The sequence below is a fragment of the Bifidobacterium olomucense genome (assembly GCF_012932375.1).
GTDB classification, from domain to species: Bacteria; Actinomycetota; Actinomycetes; order Actinomycetales; family Bifidobacteriaceae; genus Bifidobacterium; species Bifidobacterium olomucense.
Map to the genome: position 1 here is coordinate 208,746 of NZ_JAAIIG010000004.1, position 18,219 is coordinate 226,964.

9 protein-coding genes and 1 pseudogene are annotated in these 18,219 nt (G+C 60.5%); 4 read left to right on the forward strand and 6 right to left on the reverse strand.

Annotated elements, in window-relative coordinates; genetic code table 11:
• Positions 1-101 precede the first annotated feature (101 nt).
• From G1C97_RS06365 to G1C97_RS06385, 5 genes and pseudogenes are all read right to left on the reverse strand, one after another.
• Positions 102-956 (reverse strand): energy-coupling factor transporter transmembrane component T family protein, encoded by an 855-nt coding sequence (locus G1C97_RS06365; protein WP_169241040.1) that lies wholly within the window; start codon positions 954-956, stop codon positions 102-104.
• Positions 957-1,069: 113 nt separating this feature from the next.
• Positions 1,070-2,608 (reverse strand): annotated as a pseudogene (locus G1C97_RS06370) (ABC transporter ATP-binding protein); the annotation flags it as partial.
• Positions 2,609-2,611: 3 nt separating this feature from the next.
• Positions 2,612-3,238, reverse strand: coding sequence for an ECF transporter S component (locus G1C97_RS06375; RefSeq protein WP_169241042.1), 627 nt, complete (start codon positions 3,236-3,238; stop codon positions 2,612-2,614).
• Between the two features lie 284 nt (positions 3,239-3,522).
• Complete coding sequence (locus G1C97_RS06380; RefSeq protein WP_169241043.1) at positions 3,523-10,938, reverse strand: Ig-like domain-containing protein; 7,416 nt, start codon at positions 10,936-10,938, stop codon at positions 3,523-3,525.
• Positions 10,939-11,138: 200 nt separating this feature from the next.
• A complete protein-coding gene (locus G1C97_RS06385; protein WP_169241044.1) occupies positions 11,139-12,530 on the reverse strand; it encodes a dipeptidase in 1,392 nt (463 codons plus the stop codon).
• 92 nt (positions 12,531-12,622) lie between these two features.
• On the opposite strand from G1C97_RS06385, the gene G1C97_RS06390 reads away from it, so the two are divergent.
• The 4 genes from G1C97_RS06390 (at position 12,623) to glnA (ending at position 17,659) form a co-directional block, all read left to right on the forward strand.
• The gene (locus G1C97_RS06390; RefSeq protein ID WP_169241045.1) at positions 12,623-13,243 is read left to right on the forward strand and encodes a DUF3043 domain-containing protein; all 621 of its coding nucleotides are present in this window, start codon (positions 12,623-12,625) and stop codon (positions 13,241-13,243) included.
• Between the two features lie 201 nt (positions 13,244-13,444).
• Complete coding sequence (locus G1C97_RS06395) at positions 13,445-14,932, forward strand: dihydrolipoyl dehydrogenase family protein (RefSeq protein WP_169241046.1); 1,488 nt, start codon at positions 13,445-13,447, stop codon at positions 14,930-14,932.
• Positions 14,933-15,080: 148 nt separating this feature from the next.
• Positions 15,081-15,863: a DUF4191 domain-containing protein gene (locus G1C97_RS06400; protein ID WP_169241047.1), complete on the forward strand. Its 783-nt coding sequence runs from the start codon at positions 15,081-15,083 to the stop codon at positions 15,861-15,863.
• A gap of 359 nt (positions 15,864-16,222) precedes the next feature.
• Positions 16,223-17,659 (forward strand): type I glutamate--ammonia ligase, encoded by a 1,437-nt coding sequence (glnA, locus tag G1C97_RS06405; protein WP_100496066.1) that lies wholly within the window; start codon positions 16,223-16,225, stop codon positions 17,657-17,659.
• A gap of 169 nt (positions 17,660-17,828) precedes the next feature.
• On the opposite strand, the gene G1C97_RS06410 is transcribed toward glnA, so the two are convergent.
• Positions 17,829-18,203, reverse strand: coding sequence for a hypothetical protein (locus G1C97_RS06410; protein ID WP_169241048.1), 375 nt, complete (start codon positions 18,201-18,203; stop codon positions 17,829-17,831).
• Positions 18,204-18,219: the final 16 nt, after the last annotated feature.

The following is an 18,219-nucleotide window of genomic DNA, read 5'->3' on the forward strand; positions in this document are numbered from 1 at the left end:
TGTACGTTCCTGCAGATGAGGGGCGGTATAGTCTGGAAAAACGTACGCCTACCTTTCTCATCGGACGTGACTCCGTCGAACGCGCCCCTGTCGGACGCGCCTCACGCACCGTGCAACGGGGAATGCCAGTTTCCGGTGGCAACGGCGATGCCGACGGCGGTCAGCGGAATGATAATGCTGACGACATACGAAACCCAGTCAATGGTGTGCAATTCGGAGACACGCGCCTGACTGCGCTCGGCATCTCCGCCAAAACCACGTGCCTCCATGGCCGTGGCCAATTTGGTGGCGCGACGGATGGACAACACCAACAGGCCAAACGCCTGGGAGAAGATGCGCATCACCGCGTTGCCGTCCCCCAAGCCACGGGAGCGACGGGAAAGCCCAAGGGCTCGCCAATCCTCCTGCAGCAGCGTGAACATGCGAATGCCGGCCAGACCGCCGTACACGAATCGGGGCGAAAGATGCAGAATCTGCACCAAGCCATCCGCAAGATCGGTGGGATCAAGACCAAGCATGAAAATCACGCTGGGAACCGCAATAGCAGCCACGCGCAGGAATGTTGCAGCGGCAATATACAGCGATCCGTCACTGATGGTCACCGCACCCCACGAGCAGTAGATCGTGCCACCGGTGCGACCGTACATCATGATGGTGATGAAGCCGAAAAACGCGCCCCACCATACCGGCCATGTGCGTCGTATCACGACCAGCGGGTTGATGCCGCCGATCCACAGCAGAACCAGCACTACACCGAACTGAATGGAGCCGGAGACCACATCCAGCGTGAAGAACAATGGCAGGCTCATCATCAACGGGCAGATAAAACGACTGACCGGGTTGAGTTTGGCGATGAACCATGATTGCGAAGCCGGTTTGGCCTGCTCATGCCGCTCTTCGGGAGGAGTCACGGCAATGGAGAGGCCTGCAGGTTGCGTTTCAGATGCGCTGCTCATCGCACTCTCCTTTCATCGGTTGTCGTCGAGGCCATAGTCGAAGCCGCCTTCGAGGTCATTGCCACTTCACCTGAATCGTCACCTTCGCGATATGCCGAACCGTTTGCCGTAGGTTCGAATTGGATGGGAATCGCGCCCAGCGATTCGACCAACGGCTCATCATGGGTGACCATGATCACCGTGCATCCGAGGTCTCGAATACCGGCGATCAGTTTGACCATTTCAGACCACGTGCGGAAATCCTGACCGAACGTCGGCTCGTCCATAATCAGGATGCGCGGCGCCGCGGCCAACATGGAGGCGACGGAAAGCCTTCGCTTTTCGCCGCCGGACAAGGTGTAGGGATTGCCCGGCGCGAATCGGGTGAGATTCATACGCTCCAGCATTTCATCCGCGATCCGATAGGCTTCCTCTTGGGTTTTGCCCATCGATTTCGGCCCGATAGCCACCTCATCACGCACCGTGTTGGCGGCGAATTGGTGCTCGGGCTCCTGAAACACCATGCCGATGCGCCCCAACAGCTGGCGGCTCTTCCAATGGAAGGGTTCCAACCGGTCCGGCTTGGGAGCGAGATTCGGCGCAATGCGAACGTGCCCGGCCAACGGCTTCAGCAAACCGGCCAAAGTCAGCGCCAGCGTTGATTTGCCGGCACCGTTGGGCCCCATCAGGGCATATATCGAGCCCGGATAAAAATCAAGATTGATTCCGGTGCCGAGTGCGCTGCCACGGCCGAAACTCAAATCCCGGCATTGCAATACCGGCTCATCAGGGTCAAGAGAGACGTTCAGCGCCGAGGACGAGGCTTGAAAATGAATGCCGTCTCCCTCACGGACATGACCGGCGCGGAAATCCGGAATGGCACGGCCCGGCACCCAGGCACCACCCTGTGCGAGCACATCGCCCATCGCGGAGAACACCTCATCCGGTGTGCCGTCTGCGAGTACGCCGCCTTCATGATTGTCGCCATCGCCCGAGGCCCCGAGCACGATCACACGATCTACCAGGTCAAGCCACACATCAATATGGTGTTCGACCACCACCATGGTCTGACCGGTGGATTCGACCACATGCTTGACCGCATCATGGACTTCCTTGACGCCTTCGGGATCAAGGTTGGCGGTGGGCTCGTCGAGCAGCAGGAGACCCGGTCTCATGGCCAGTACATCGGCCAAGGCCAGACGTTGGCGCTGTCCGCCAGACAGATGGCGGGTGGAATGGGTCAACTCCAGCGATTCAAGGCCGACGATGTCAAGCGCCTCGCGGACGCGTCGCCATGTTTCATCACGTGGAATGCCGAGATTCTCGCAAGCGAAAGCGGCATCGTCACCGGCGCGTTCCAGAATGATCTGCGAATCGGGATCTTGCAGTACCAAACCGGCTTTGCCGCGGGCCGCACGAACGTCCAGTCCGCCTATGGTGAGCTCGCCTTCGCTTTCACCCTCATCATCGCTGCCCAAGACACCGGCCATTGCCGCCATGAAGGTAGATTTGCCGGCACCGGATGATCCAAGCAGCAGCACACGTTCGCCAGGGCGAATCGTAAGATTCACGTGGCGTAATGCGAAATCCTTACGAGTAGAATGACGCCAACCCCAGTCGCGCGCCTCGACGCCGACTGGGGTTGGCTGTTCAAATTGCGTACGGTTGTTCACCGATCAGACCAGCGCTTTCGTCCTACCGGACTCGAAACGATCCAGCACACCGGTGGCGGCGATGGCACGCTGCACGAACCACATGAGGATACCGGCGATCACGGCACCGGAAAGCACCGTGGTGAACAGGTAGCCCAGACCGTAAGCGCCGAAGTAGCCGCCTTCGGTACCGACGTAGCCGCCGACCGGGGAGAACTCGTACAGATAGTTGCCGAATCCTGCGAGCGCACCGGAAAGGGTGACGGTCAGCGGGTTCCACTTGCGGTAACGCACGACGGCAAAGATGATCTCAGCGAACACACCCTGCACCAGGCCGATGATGATGGAACCGCTGATGCCGAACACGCCGCCGGCACCGATGATGTATTCGATGCAGGCCGCAATCAGCTCGGCGTAAATCGCAGCACCCGGCTTGCGCACGATCACTGCGGCCAGAGGACCGGCGAACAGCCAGAATGCGCATACCAGACCGCTAAAGCCCGGAAGCAGAGCATCCAAAGCGGTGGTCGGAATCTTGTAGATCAAATCCCAGCCGGCGAAGATAACACCGGATGCAACAGCGATGATGGAAGCGACGACGATATCCACGACGCGCCACTTGTAATTGGCCTTGGCAACGGCTTCTGCCATAACAGTGCCCTCTCTCTCATTTCGCGCAAGCCATGACGAGTAACCCACGCGGACTTAGTTCAGGCACGGGTAGATAAGAGTGAAGAGCGACAATTCCGTGACGAACGGCATTACCCGGTCACGTTCCATCGGTCGAGACTGACGTCTCCTCTCAGCCGCCCTAACCGGCAGCTCCCGTGTCAACTCCCCGACTATAAAACAACCCGTCGCCAAAGGCAAGAGTGTTGTCTCAAACCAATGGCGACGGGTTTCACGGGATGCGACTGTTCAGTCAGCGGCAACCGTTAGCGGCGCTTGCGGCTGAGGGAAAGCGCGATGCCGGCGAGGAATGCCATCAACGTGGACACACCGGCGATACCGCCGACCGCAACGCCGGTGGAGGACAGCGGCGTCTTGTTCGGTTTGGCAGCTGAACCGTTGTTATCGGTCTTGTCGTTGCCCTTGTCGGTGTCGTCCTTGCCGTCGTCGTTGCCATCGTCCTTGCCATCGTCTGGATTCGTGGTGGAATCCGCGCTGACGGTGACCGTCGCGGTGATGGTGAAGGTGACGGTTTGCGATTCTTCGGCGTCCGCAGCGGCGGCAATTCCGGAAGCATCAGCCGGCACCGTGACCGTACCGGAGACGGTAAACGTTCCGGCTTTGGCCAGCAGTGCGGCGTCAATGTCATTCCACACCACTGCGGCGGCGAGCGTATCGCCGTTCGACCATACGACGTCCGTCTCGGCGGGCAGCTGCGGCATCACACCGACCTTCGTGGCAACCTCGATAGCGCCATCGTTCGCCAGCTTGGACGGAGTGGCCGGCGTGACATGCACCTGGATGCTGACTTCGCCTTCCCAGCCGGCGACTGTGCCCTTGAGCTCGTAGTCACCGCCGGCCAGCGCCTTGTACGCATCCGACTCGACCCACGTGACTCCCACCTGAGAGTCGGTGCCATTGGACCAATGCGCGGTCAGCGTGGCAGGCAGGTCGGGAGCCTCACCGGATGCCGTGGTCACCGGATCGGCCGGAGAATCCACACCGGTGATCGCCGCCGCAATGACGGTGACGGTTACGCTAACCGACTGCCCCTTGACGGAGCCGGTCACGGTGAATTCACCGGCCTGACTCAGCTTCGCTTCGTCATACGCATCCCAAGTGATGGCCTCAGATGAGGTCTCGCCGTTCGACCACGTCACCACGGCGGTTTGCGGCAGCACAGGTGCCACCTTTTCGAGTGTGGAGACGCCAGCGGGATCAGCCGCTCCGGTAACCTTGGCGGCCTTCACCTGTACGGTGAAGGGCACGTCACTGTTCCATCCGTCCACGCGACCGGTCACAGCCACGTCGTGTGCAGTGCGCGGGTGGTTCCAACCATCGGGCAGGGTCAACGCCACGTCCACAGTCGAGGTTTTGCCGTCGTTCCAAGTCAGTGTCGCCTTGCCGGTGACAGTCGGCTTCGGATCCGCATCAGCGGCGGTGGCAACTTCGATGGACTCGTCGGACGGAGTGACAGCGGTGATGACGCGGGCGGCGACGTTCACCGTGATGGTGACGGTGGCCTTCTTACCGTCGACGGTGATGCCCCTGACGATACCGGTCACGTCGAACCGGCCTGCGGCGGCATACTGGTCGGCGTCAATCGTCTCCCACTCAACGGCCTCGGTGGTAGTCGTGCCATCGGACCATGCGACGGTGGCCTTCACCTTGCTCAGGTCAGGCTTGTTGGTGGCGATGGTGTCCACACTGGAGGCAGTCGGCTCGACCTTGACGGCCACGTTGGTCACGGTGACCTTCACGGCCTTGGATGTCACTCCGCCCGCGGTTGCGGTGATTTCCGCAGTGCCTTCGGCGAGGGCCTTTACGTTGCCGTTCGCATCAACGGCAGCGACCTTCTCGTTCGAGGAGGTCCAAGTCACCTTCTGGTCGGTGGCGTTGCCAGGCTTGATTGTGGCAGTGGCCTTTGCAGTACCACCGATGGCCAGGTCGGCCGAGTCCACGGCGACGGTCACACTCGTCACCGGCACGGCTTCGACAGTCACCGTCGCGGTCACCGGGAAGGTGCGCGTGGTGGTTTCCGCCGTACCTTCGACAAGACCGGATGCGTCAGAAGGAACCGTGACAGTACCGGTAGCGGTGAACGTGCCGACCTTGCCCAGCAGTGCGGAGTCAATGTCATTCCAGGCCACGGTCGCGGCAACCTTGTCGCCGTTGGACCAGACGACATCCAGCTTGGCCGGCAGCTCGGGAGCCACGCCCGTCTTGGTGGTCACCTCGACCTTGCCATCGTTGGCCAGCTTGACTGGAGTAGCCGGCGTGACATGCACCTTGATGCTCACCTTGCCATCCCAGCCGGCGACCGTGCCCGTAAGCGTGTAATCGCCACCGGCCAGCGCCGTATACTTGTCGGATTCAGCCCATGTAACACTCACCTGAGAATCGGTGCCGTTGGACCAATGCGCGGTCAGCGTAGCAGGCAGAACGGGCTTCGTGCCGGAAGCGGTCACCACTGTGTCAGTCGGGTTGTCCACACCGGTGATCGTCGCGGCAGTCACCGTCACCGTGATGGTGACGGTCGCATCCTTGCCGTCGATCTGCACGCCCTTGACAGTGCCGGTCACCTCGAAGGAGCCTTCGGCAGCGTACTGGTCGGCATCGATGGTCGGCCATTCGATCTTTTCGGCGGAGGTCTCGCCGTTCGACCATGTCACTGCGGCAGTCTCGGGCAGCACAGGTGCCACCTTCTCTTCGGTCGAGACACCGGAAGCGGTCACACCGGTAGCCGCTGCGGCCTTCACATGCACGGTGAACGGAATGCCTGCATTCCAGCCGTCCACACGACCGGACACCGCCACATCGTGCGCGGTGCGCGGGTGGTTCCAATCGTCGGGCAATGTCAGCGGCACTTCCACGGTCGAGGTCTTGCCATCGTTCCACGTGAGCGTCGCCTTGCCGGTGACATCCGGCTTCGGATCGGTGTCGCCCGCCGTCTCCACCTCGATACGGGCGTCCGACGGCGTTACCGTCGTGATCACTCGGGCAGCGACGTTCACCGTAACGGTAATCGTCGCGTCCCGGCCGTCGATCTGCACGCCCTTGACGGTACCGGTCACCTCGAAGGAGCCTTCGGCAGCGTACTGGTCGGCATCGATGGCAGGCCAAGTCACGTCTTCGTCCGTAGTCGCGCCATCGGACCACGTGACCTTTGCCTTCACCTTGCCCAGTTTGGCATCTGGCGAATTCGTGGCGATTGTGTCCACGGTGGTCTCGGTCAGCTCGACCTTGGTGGCCACAGCATTGCCGACGGTCACCTTGACGGTGACGGAAGCCTTATAGCCGTCCACATTCACCATGCCCTTGACGTCGAAATCTCCGGGCTTGGCAAAGTCGCCGGGCTTGATCTCATCCCATACAACATCGACCGTCTGCGTATCGGAGTTGCCGCTGGACCAGACGATCGTGGCCTGCTTGGGCAGTTGATCGGTCGGGTCCACACCGGCTGGCGTGGACAGTTCAGTCGTATCGATCGTGGCTGATGTGATGGTGGCATGGTTGACGATGATCGTCTGCGTGACCTTCACGTTATCCTGACCGTCCACAATGCCGACGAGCGTGATGGTGCCGCCCTTGGGCCCCTGCCACGTGTTCGGCATGTCTTCCCAGTCGACGGTCACGCCATCGCGGGTCAATCCGTTGTCAAGTGTGACCTTCACTGTGCTTAGCAGTTTGCCGGTCGGATCAGTGCCAGCTTCGACGGTGATGTCGGCCGGTGTTTCGACCGAGGCAATCGTCGCGTCGGCAATTACATACCGTCCGGCATCGTTCGTGATGAACTTCTTGTCGTCGGCGATGGTGCTCTGGCCGGGGTTCTTGGCGTAGGTGCCGCCGGTGATGTACTTCGTGTACGCCTGATCCTGATCGAAGGATGCAGGGTTCACGTCGAAATCACCGCCGGTGATAGCGAGCTTGTTGGTGCCGGCGAGGGCGGAGATCGCCACGGTGGCGTCCTTATAGGTGCCGCCGTTGACAGTCAGCGAGGCATCGTCTGCCTTGGGCAGAACGAAGATGGCCGCCTTGGTGACGGAGAAGTCGCCGCCGTTGACGGTCAACGTGCCTTCTACGGAGGCGGCCGGCGCGCCGGTGCCCTTGTATGTGCCGTTCTCGATGGAGAGGGTGCCGCCTTTGTCCACGTTGAACATGGCGTGCAGGTCATCGTCGTCTTCGTCAGCAGCGACCGAGTTCGACATGGTGCCGTTGCCGGTGACGGTCAGCTTGCCGCCGTCCTTGACATCGAACGTGAAGCCGGCGGTGTCCACCTTCTTGCCGTTCACATCAAGAGCAACGTTCTTGGTGACGATGGCATCGGCATCAAGGGTGGCATCATTCAATATTTTGACGATCTCGCCATCAACGGAAGCATCGAATGCTTCGGCGAGGGTCTGGTAGTAGCTGAAAGAGCCATCCGCGTGTGCAATGCCGGCTGGAAGCTGGGCAGGGGCATATGACATGCCGGTGTTGTCTTTGGTGAGGATGCCACCTTCGAGCGAATCGTCGTTCACATACAGACCATATTTGGCCGTGCTGGTGTTGCCTTCCACGGTGATGTTCTTGTTGGCCGCCTGTCCGAGGCCGGAAGTGAGTCCCACACCCACGGTGCCGGCGAAGGTGTTGCCCCTGACGGTGACGGTGTCCACATTGCGCAGCCAGGCACCGTACACCGCGGCCGAGCCCGATGCGTTGACCGTGTTGCTTTCAATGGTGAGGTTCGTCACGCCGTATTCGCCGTTCGTTGCGGCGGTCCAACCCATCACGAAGAACACAGAACCGCCGGTGGAGTCGGCGTTGCCATTGAGCACGTTGCCCTTGATGGTCACGTTGGTGGCACGTGCATCGGCAGTGCCGGCAAAGCCGATGACCTGCGCAGTACCACTGGTGATTTTAGGCATGTTGAAGGTGTTGTCTTCGATGGTGAGTCCGTCGGAAGTCTTCTGGACATAGATGACGACCCAGCCGGCGCTGGTCAGATCGAAGGTGTTGCTCTTCAACGCAATGTTCTTGTTGCCGGAACCGTTCACGTTGATCAGCGGAGCGCCGGTGCCGGTGAAACGCACACCTTCTACGGTGACGCCATTATTGCTGCCCTTCGTGCTGGAGAACTCGATGGTGCCGCTCATGGCATGGCCGTTGCCGTTGACGGTCAGGTTGGTTTTGCCGCTGATGACGATCTTTTCGGCGGTGTCGTCCTGCAGGGTGATGACGTCACCGTCGCCTGCGGCCGCGACGGCTTCGGCAAGGGTCTTGTACTCGGTGGCGGCGCCGTCCGTCTTGGTAACGATGGCGGCCACATGCAGCTTGGCGCCGAAGGTGCCATCGCCGTTGTCATTGACAACGTAATCCTTGGCGAGTTCGCTTTCGGTGGGCTTCACGTTGAACGTGCCGCCGGAGATGGAAACCGACGGGGTGCCGTTGCCGCTGGGCTTGAGGTCACTCACGCCCTGCTGGTTGCCGGAGGTGAACGTGCCGCCGGTGACGGTGATCTTGCCGTTGTCGAGCGCACGCAGTGCATAGCCCTTTGCGCTGACGACCGTGACGTTGCCGCCGATGGTGGTCTCGCCCACATCGCCTTTGGCACCCCTGATGCCGGAAGCGCCGATCGGGAACAACGGTGCGGTGATGGCGCCGCCGGTGATGTTCGCCTTATGGTAGGTCAGCACGGCATAGAAATTCTCGACGGGCTGGGTGATGGTGCCGCCGGTCATGGTGAAGGTACCCCAGTCATCGTTCTTGACGGTGATTTTGCCACCGGTAAGCGTACCGCCCTCAAGCGTGAAGGTGGCACCGCCATTGGCTCCGTAAGCGTTGACGGTGGCGTCGCCGTCGTTGTCGGAACTGCTGTACCAACCGTTGGCCACAAGGCTGGAGCTCATACCGGTGTTCGTGTCGGAGAACTTGACGACGGATGGGTCTTTGACGGTCATCGTGCCGAAGTTCTTCAGCACGTAGTAGGAGTTGCCGCCCGAGTTGGCCTTGTCGGTAGCCGGGTCGTAAGTGCTGGCCTCGGCGGAGCGGGTGTAGTTGCCTCCGGCGAGGATTGCGGTGGCACCGCCGTAGTTGACGACCGCAGCCTTGGAATGGGAGACGTTGTCAACGGTGCCGCTCTTCGCCTCTGAGGAATCTGTGACGGTAAGCGTGCCCTTATTGACGATGGTGTGCTTGCCATCCTCGTTGGTGAGCTTGTGGCCGTTGAGGTCAATTGTGACGGTTGCGTCGGCCGGGACCACGACGGATTCAGCGGTGTCGGCGATCAGCGTAACCGTACCGTTCGCGCCGGCCTTGGCAAGCGCGTCGGCGATGGACGTGTAATACTCGCCGCCGACCTGCGCGACGGCGACATTGCCGGTGATCTCGTCGGCTTCGCTCGCCGTGGCACCTGTCACAGCTGCGGTGAGGTTGCCATCAACCGTGAACTTGCCTTCGGCCGGGGCCCTGCCTGCGCCCGCGCCGTAGTCGGCGACCAGAGCGTAGCCGCCTTTGGGCAGTGCGGCGTTCTTGACCGCGTTGTTCTGGACGGTACCGCCGGCGGTGTCAACGAGACGACCGACAAGGCCCGCAGTACTGGATTTGGAGCCGGAGACGGTCGCGTCGGCGACTGAGTTGCCGGTGATGGTCGCGTTGCCCTGCGCGGCGCCGATCAGGCCGCCTGCGTCCGAGAGCGTGGCCGAGACCGAGACGCCGGTCACGGTGTTGCCGCTGACGGTGTAGCCGTTCTCGCCGATGTATCCGGCCAGTCCACCGACTTTCTTGATGCCGGAAATGCCGTTGCCGCCGGTCTGCGTGACAGAGCAGTTTGTGATGTTGCCGTAAGCGTGAGCAACGATGCCGCCAGCGTAGGAGGACGACAAACCTGTGGATTTGATCGTCACGCTGCCCTTGACGTGCGCATTCACGATCGAGGTGTCCATGAGATTCGCCACGATACCCGCGGCGCGAGTGACGCCTGTCACATCCGCGTTCTCGACGGTGAGATTCTGGATGGCGGGGACCTGCTGGTTGTTCGCATCGACGAAATACAGATTGTTGACGGTGCCGAACAGGCCACCGAACGTGTACTTGCCGTCCGTCACGGACGTGGCTTTGGTGACCTTCAGGTTGCTGACGGTGTGGCCCGCGCCATCGAAGGATCCTGCGAAATCATGGATAGGCGTCCACTCCTCGTTGCCGAGGTCGATGTCCGCGTTCAGTTTGACGTACTTGCGGAAGTACGGCCGGTTCGGAGTGCTGTTCTCCGTCTTGTTGTTCACCGAATCGCGGAACGATGTGAACGCCGCGGGATCGTTGATGAGATAGGGGTCGCTTTCCGCACCGGAACCTGTTGCCCCGGCAAACGGCACGTCGGCAGTCACATCAGCATCCGTTTGTACGTCAACGTCCGTGTTGTCGTCAGCTGTTTGATCGTCCGACTGATTCGTTTCGGTAGGTTGATCAGTCGCCTGATTATCGGTTTGCTTGATTTGTTGATTGGCCTGATCGCCAGAGCCTGAATCCTGAGCCGGTTGCGTATCAGCAGTCTGCGTATCAACCGTTTGCGCGTTGGTCTGCTCGGATGTTCCTTGATCCGCGGGGTCTTCGGCATACGCCGCTGGAATACCGAAGCCCAGCACGGCAGCTGCCGTAACCGATGCGGCACCTACCTTCAATCCTTTATATACATCGTTGCCCATGGGTCTGAACCTCTCCCGTCGTAGCGATGCGTTCGCAAGGTGCAAAAGCATAAGAGCGCCCGAATGATGAGTCATGCTCGGACTGCACAAATAGGGGCACACTTAGGGGGTAAGTTTACCGGAAACGCATGAAAAAAGCTCTTCCGCAGCGCGTTGCGGAAGAGCTGTAATCAGAACGACAACAGGCCGGAGTGATGCCTCTACTTACCGGCCTTGCCAAGCTTGTCGAGCAGCAGCGCCTCGGTGATGACATTGTCCTTGAGGCCCGTCAGAGAAATGGACTCATTCGGGCTGTGCGCGTTGGCTTTCGGATCCTCCGGACCGGTGACAAGTACCTGGGCCGAGGGGAACAGACGCTGAAGCTCGGGAATGAACGGAATGGAGCCGCCTTGCCCCTGATTGATCGGGGCAACACCGAACGCCTCCTCCATGGCTTCCAACGCATCCTTGGTGGCTTCCGCGTTCGGATCCATGGCCCAGCCCATGCCGTTCTCGCCGGCCTCGACTTCCACTTCGGCACCGAACGGCGCGGAACGCTTGAGATAATCCACCAACGCGGCCTGTGCCTCTTGCGGACGCTGACTCGGCGCAGTGCGCAGGGAGAGACGGAATCGCGTCTCCGGGCTGATTACATTGAACGATCCCTCGACCGGCTGGGCGTCGAAGCCAATCACCGTCAAGCTCGGCCTGGTCCACAAGCGGGAGGCCAACGAACCGGTGCCGGCGAGCACATACCCGTCGACCACACCAGCGTCGGCGCGTACACCGGACTCATCCACGTCCTGCTGCAAACCGCCTACCGGCTCTTCCGCAGCGACGCCCGGCACCGCCAACTCGCCGTTCTCGTTGTACAGCGAAGAGATAAGCATTGCGGCGAGTGTGTTGGAATCCAGAATCGGGCCGCCATACTGACCGGAATGCACCGGATGCTTCAGTCCACGCACGGTGACGTCCACCGTAGTGTTGCCGCGCAACGAAGTAGTCAGCGAGGGAATGTCCGCCGCCCAATTGCCCGAATCGGCCACGATGATCACATCTGCGGCGAACTCGTCCTTGTGCGCGGAAACGAAGGGGATGAAACTCGGCGAGCCCATCTCTTCCTCCCCTTCGATGAATACCTTGACATTCACTTTGAGATCGTCGCCCAAGGCTTTCAATGCGCCGGAATGGATGGCGATACCACCGCCATCGTCGGCCGAACCACGGCCATAGAGACGGCCGTCGATCTCGGTGGCGACGAACGGGTCGGTATTCCAAGCGGAAGCATCCGGCACAGGCTGCACATCATGATGCGCGTACAGCAGCACGGTAGGGGCGTCCGGTGAGACGATACGAGAACCGATGACCTCCCATGCGCCCGGAGTGCCGTCCTCGTTCGTGGCCTGCACCACTTTGGCGTCCACACCCACCAGCTTGAGCTCATCGGCCACGAATTCGGCGGAACGCTTCATATGTTCGGCGGTGATGCCTTTCGCGGAAACCGACTGCAGCGCGATTTTACGCGAAAGCAACTCCACGATGCGGTTCCAGTCGGATTCCACGCGCGAACGGATCAGATCGGCGTCCAGTATGCCGGCGTCGGGTGCGGTCATATGCCCTCCTCTATATATACGGCGTCATTGCAGCGGTTATGGTCCGCAAACACCACTTGAACAGTGTCTGAACGTCACCGTAACCTCAAAGCATGACATGGAATCCGTTCAAGAAGAAGGAAGAGGCTCAGGCTCCCGCTGAGCCAGCCGTCACCAAAACCAATCCCAACGGGCCGAAGGGTCGCCCTACTCCGAAGATGAAGAAGGCGCAGGCCGCCGGCATCCGTCCTCTGGTTCCCGCCGACCGCAAGGCCAGCGCCAAGGCCGCAAAGGCGCGTCTGCGCGAGCGCGAAAACGCCGAATACGAGGCCATGCAGAAGGGCGATCTCAACCACATGCCCAAGTCGGAGCGTCTGCCGTGGCGCATCTACATCCGTGATTACGTGGACGCCCGCATTAATCTCGGCGAATGGTTCATCCCGGTGATGATCGCCGTGCTCATCGCATCCATGGTGGTCACATCCGTGTCGCAAAACCCGTGGGCGAACATCATCATGATGGTGATCATGTACGGTTACCTCGCCGCCATCATCATCGACGTATGGCTGATGTGGCGCAAGCTCAAGGCCAAGCTGATCGCCAAGTACGGCGAGGCTTCCGTGGCCAAGGGCTCTCGCTCCTTCTCCTACGCTTGGAGCCGTTCCATCCAGATGCGTCGCTGGAGGCTTCCGAAGCCGCGTTACGACAAGCGCGGTCATTGGCCGGAGGATTAATCCCGCCACTCCCCTCGTTGCCGGCCAGCGCCAACCAACGTTCTGCGCGCAGAATCATCAACTGGTGATGCTGCCGGCGTAACACGATATGGCTCCCTATGATGGGAGCCATAGTTGTTTTTGCGCACATACGAATACATATACGAGTCCTGCGGGCATGCCGGGCAATCTGGATAATCCGCATTCGATCGAGGAGGATGCATGAGAGAACAGTTCGATGTGGCAATCATCGGAGCCGGGCCCGGTGGATACTCCACCGCCCTTCGCGCCGCGGAGCTGGGCATGAGGGTGGCGTTGATCGAGCGCGACGCCACGGTGGGCGGCACATGCCTCAACCGCGGATGCATTCCGTCCAAGGCCCTTATCACCGCCACCCACACCATTGACACCGTGCACCGTGCAGCCGAATTGGGCGTCAATGCCTCTGTGGACGGTATCGATTTCGGCACGTTGCGCGACTATCGTCTGCGCATGGTGGACACCATGGTTCGCGGACTCTCCGGCCTTCTGGCACATCGCGGCATCACCGTGTTGCGCGCCTGCGCATCCTTCAATGCCGATGAAACGGATACGGGCGGCCGCCATATCGTGCATCTGCTTCCCTCCCCCGGGCAAAACGCCATTCAGGTCTTCCATAAGGCCGATGTGCCCGAGTCGGCCGGCGAAGCGCTGGATATCATCGCCGGAAATGTAGTACTTGCCACCGGAGCCTCACCCCGTCCGTTGCCGGGCAATCCGTTTGCCGGAGCGCTTATCGATTCCACGCAGGCGCTGGAATTGAACGAGTTCCCCTCTTCGGCGGTGATTATCGGCGCGGGAGCCATCGCACTGGAATTCGCCTCGATGTGGAATGCGGCCGGTTCGGATGTCACGCTTCTGATTCGCAAGGACCGCGTACTGTCCGCGTGGGATCGTCGCTCCAGCGTGACCCTGACCCGCGAACTCAAACGTCATGGAGTCAACATCATTACCCGCACCCATGCAACCCACGTAGACGTGGGGGCGAATCTCGGTGCCACCGTGCATTACACCCGTGAGGGTCAGGATGGTGAGCAAACCGTCTGGGGTGAAATTGCATTGGCCGCCATCGGCCGTACACCGCTCACCGATTCGGCTTGGGGCGTGGACCTTATGGATGGCGGATACGTCACCACTGACGCCTATGGCAGGACTAGCAAGCCCGGAGTCTGGGCCGTAGGCGACGTGACCGCCGGGCACGCGTTGGCCCATCGCGCCTTTGAACAGGGCATCGTTATCGCCGAAACGTTGGCCGGACGGTCTGTCAAGCCCGTGGACGAAGACACCGTGCCGCAAATCGTCTTTTCTTCCCCTGAAGCCGCTTCGGTGGGTCTGACCATTGAACAGGCGCAGACGCGCGAAGACCTCGTAGAGGTCAAAGAAACCGTCTACCCGATGCTGGCCAATGCCCGCATGCTGATGAGTGGACGGGCGGGTTCGCTCACCGTCGTTTCCGGTTGCGATGCCTCCGATCCGGACACTCCGAGGGTGTTGGGCGTGCATATGATTTCGCCAATCGCCTCGGATATCATCGCCGAAGCCGAACAGCTGGTGGGCAACCGGGTGCCGCTCGCAGATGCCGCACGACTCATCCATCCTCATCCTACGTTCAGCGAGACGCTCGGCGAGGCATTGCTCAAGGCGGACGGCCGGCCGTTGCACACGCGATAGTCTTGGGGAGTATCGGGAAAGTCCGGAGACAAACCCGAAGCAAACCCATCGCACAAGCCAGGAATCGTACTATATGCGCGGCAGACTGGACCAGCGCACCTGATACAGTATTGCGCAGTGTGTTTCGTCCCAGCAAAAGGAAGAAGTGATGGCGGAAAAGGACGCTAAGCCGAAGAAGCAGAGCACGATCAAGCAGATCATCCAGATTTATAAGTTCACGGCCAAGGAGGACAAAGCCCTGCCTTGGCTCGAAGCCGGCGCTTTCCTGCTGCCCGTGGTGTTGGGCGTGATTCTCGGCCTGCTCTTCAAGTGGAGCTGGTTGACTTGGATCTTCCTGATGATCACCGCTGTGATGCTCGGCATCCTGCTGGCCACTATGATGCTTACCCGCCGTGCGGATATCGTGGGCTACAAGCAGATCGACGGCAAGCCGGGCGCATCCATCGGCGTACTGAGCAATATGAGCAAGGCCGGTTTCAACTTCCCGCAGGAGCCGGTGTGGATCGATCCGAAGACGAAGGATGCCATCTGGCGAGGTTCCTCCATGAACGGCATCTACCTGATCGGCGAAGGCGATTACGGCCGTGTGATGAAGGCGATGGATCGTCAGGAGCATGAGATCAAGGGCGTCACCGCCGGCTCTGCCATTCCGGTGTACCGCATCAGCGTGGGCCACGGACCCAAGCAGGTGTCTCTGGACAAACTGCGTAACACGGTCACCAAGTGCAAGACCTACGAGCCGACCAATCACAAGAACGCACTGGCCGCGAAGATTCACCCGCGTCGTCGTTTCCTGCTGACCAAGGCCGAGCTGGACATTCTCAACGATCGTCTGCGCACGCTCCAGGCCAAGAAGGGCTACGCCATCCCCAAGGGCATCGATCCGAACCGTCCGCAGAAGGTGTCTCGTCGCGCGATGCGCGGCCGCTGATCGCGAACCGTCATTCTTTTGAAGGCCCGTCGCTTCCCCTATGGAGGCGGCGGGCCTTTGTTTATCTCACATTGCTATCTCACACACCTCCGAAATTATTCCTGCGCACGCGGCACAAACCAACCATCAGCGTCGGCCGTCAGTCTGTCCTTTCAACTTTCCCCTTCCCCTACTGTCCACGTTACGGACGAGACTGGCACCCCAACCCAATAACCTACGACATATATTTCCGCGGAATACCGCGGTTCAGTAGCCCTCATCAACCGAGCCGAAACATTCTCGTAACCCAAATTACGAACCGGCGAAACGCGCGATTTTACGATAGAGACCGTTACATTCCATATGAAAGGAGCGGTCCCGTGACCGAACTCAAGACCAAGGAAGACGCCGAGGCCCTTATCAACAAGGAAGGCATCGAGTATGTCTCCGTTCGTTTCACCGATCTGATTGGTGTTCAGCAGCACTTCACTGTGCCGGCTAGCGAGTTCCTGAAGGACGCCTTCACCGACGGCATGCCGTTCGATGGCTCCTCCGTGCAGGGCTTCCAGGCCATCAACGAGTCCGATATGAAGCTGGTGCCGGATGTGGCTACCGCCTTCGTCGATCCGTTCCGCAAGCACAAGACCCTCGACGTGGCCTTCTCCATCGTCGACCCGCTGACAGACGAGCCGTACTCCCGCGATCCTCGTCAGGTCGCAGGCAAGGCCGAGGCTTACCTGAAGTCCACCGGTATCGCTGATACCGCCTCCTTCGCGCCTGAGGCCGAGTTCTTCATCTTCGACAAGGTCCGCTTCGAGAACGGCATGAACCGTTCCTTCTACGAGGTCGACTCCATCGAGGCTCCGTGGAACTCCGGCGTTGATGTCGAAGAAGACGGCACCCCGAACATCGGCTTCAAGAACCGCGTCAAGAAGGGCTACTTCCCGGTTCCGCCGATTGACCACACTCAGGATCTGCGCGACGACATGGTCGCCAACCTGCAGAAGGTCGGCCTGATTCTGGAGCGTTCTCACCACGAGGTCGCCGGCGCTGGCCAGCAGGAGATCAACTACCGCTTCAACACCCTGCAGCACGCAGGCGATGACCTGATGAAGTACAAGTACGTCGTCCACGAGACCGCTGCTCTGGCCGGCAAGTCCGCCACCTTCATGCCGAAGCCGATCGCTGGCGACAACGGCACCGGCATGCACTGCCACCAGTCCCTGTGGAAGGACGGCAAGCCGCTGTTCTACGATGAGAAGGGCTACGCTGGCCTGTCTGATCTGGCTCGCTGGTACATCGGCGGCCTGATCAAGCACTCCTCCTCCGTGCTGGCCTTCACCAACCCGTCCCTGAACTCCTACCACCGTCTGGTTCCGGGCTTCGAGGCTCCGGTCAACCTGGTGTACTCCGCTCGTAACCGTTCCGCCGCCATCCGTATTCCGCTGGCCGGCACCTCCCCGGCTGCCAAGCGTATCGAGTTCCGCGCTCCGGATCCGTCCTGCAACCCGTTCCTCGCCTTCTCCGCTCAGCTGATGGCTGGTCTGGACGGCATCCTGAACCACATCGAGCCCCCGGAGCCGGTCGACAAGGACCTCTACGAGCTGCCGCCGGAAGAGCACGCTGGCATCAAGCAGGTGCCGAGCTCCCTGGCCGAGGCTATGGACGCTCTGGAAGAGGACCACGACTTCCTCACCGCTGGCGACGTCTTCACCGACGATCTCATCGAGACCTGGATCGGCCTGAAGCGCGACGAGATCGATCAGGCTCGCCTGACCCCGACCCCGCTTGAGTACGAGCTCTACTACCACATCTGAGTTTTAGGGCTCAGAAACGTTGAAATGACGCCATTCCCCTTCCAAGGGGAGCCAAATGGGAGCCATTCGGCGTAGAAAAAGACCTTGTGAAAGCCAAGTTTCACAAGGTCTTTTTCATATTGCAAGGACTTGATGGGCCTTGACGCATCAACTCAACGGTCAGAACAAATCAGAACAGCGGGTCCATGCCTTCCCCGGGCTTGGCGCGATGCGGCCGCGGGCGACCCATGTGGCGGGCATACACATACCATTGCCCGTCCCGATTCTCCATACGCGCCTCGAATTGACCGCTTTCGAATCCACGGCGCTCACCGTTACGGATTTTCAACACCGCTTTATTGGCGGCGGCACGGTTCACCGATTTGCCGACCTCATACCAGCCGGGATGTGCCTTTAGCCATGCGGCCAAGGCTGGACCGTTGCGCTTGATCTGCGGACGCGAATCCTCCAGTTCCGCATCCAGTCCCTTGCGCCGGCATTGCTGAAGGAAATGCGCCGCATCCAGCGGGTTATCAAACTGTACCCTGATCGTCGTCTTTCCCATAAGTGGCTAGTATACC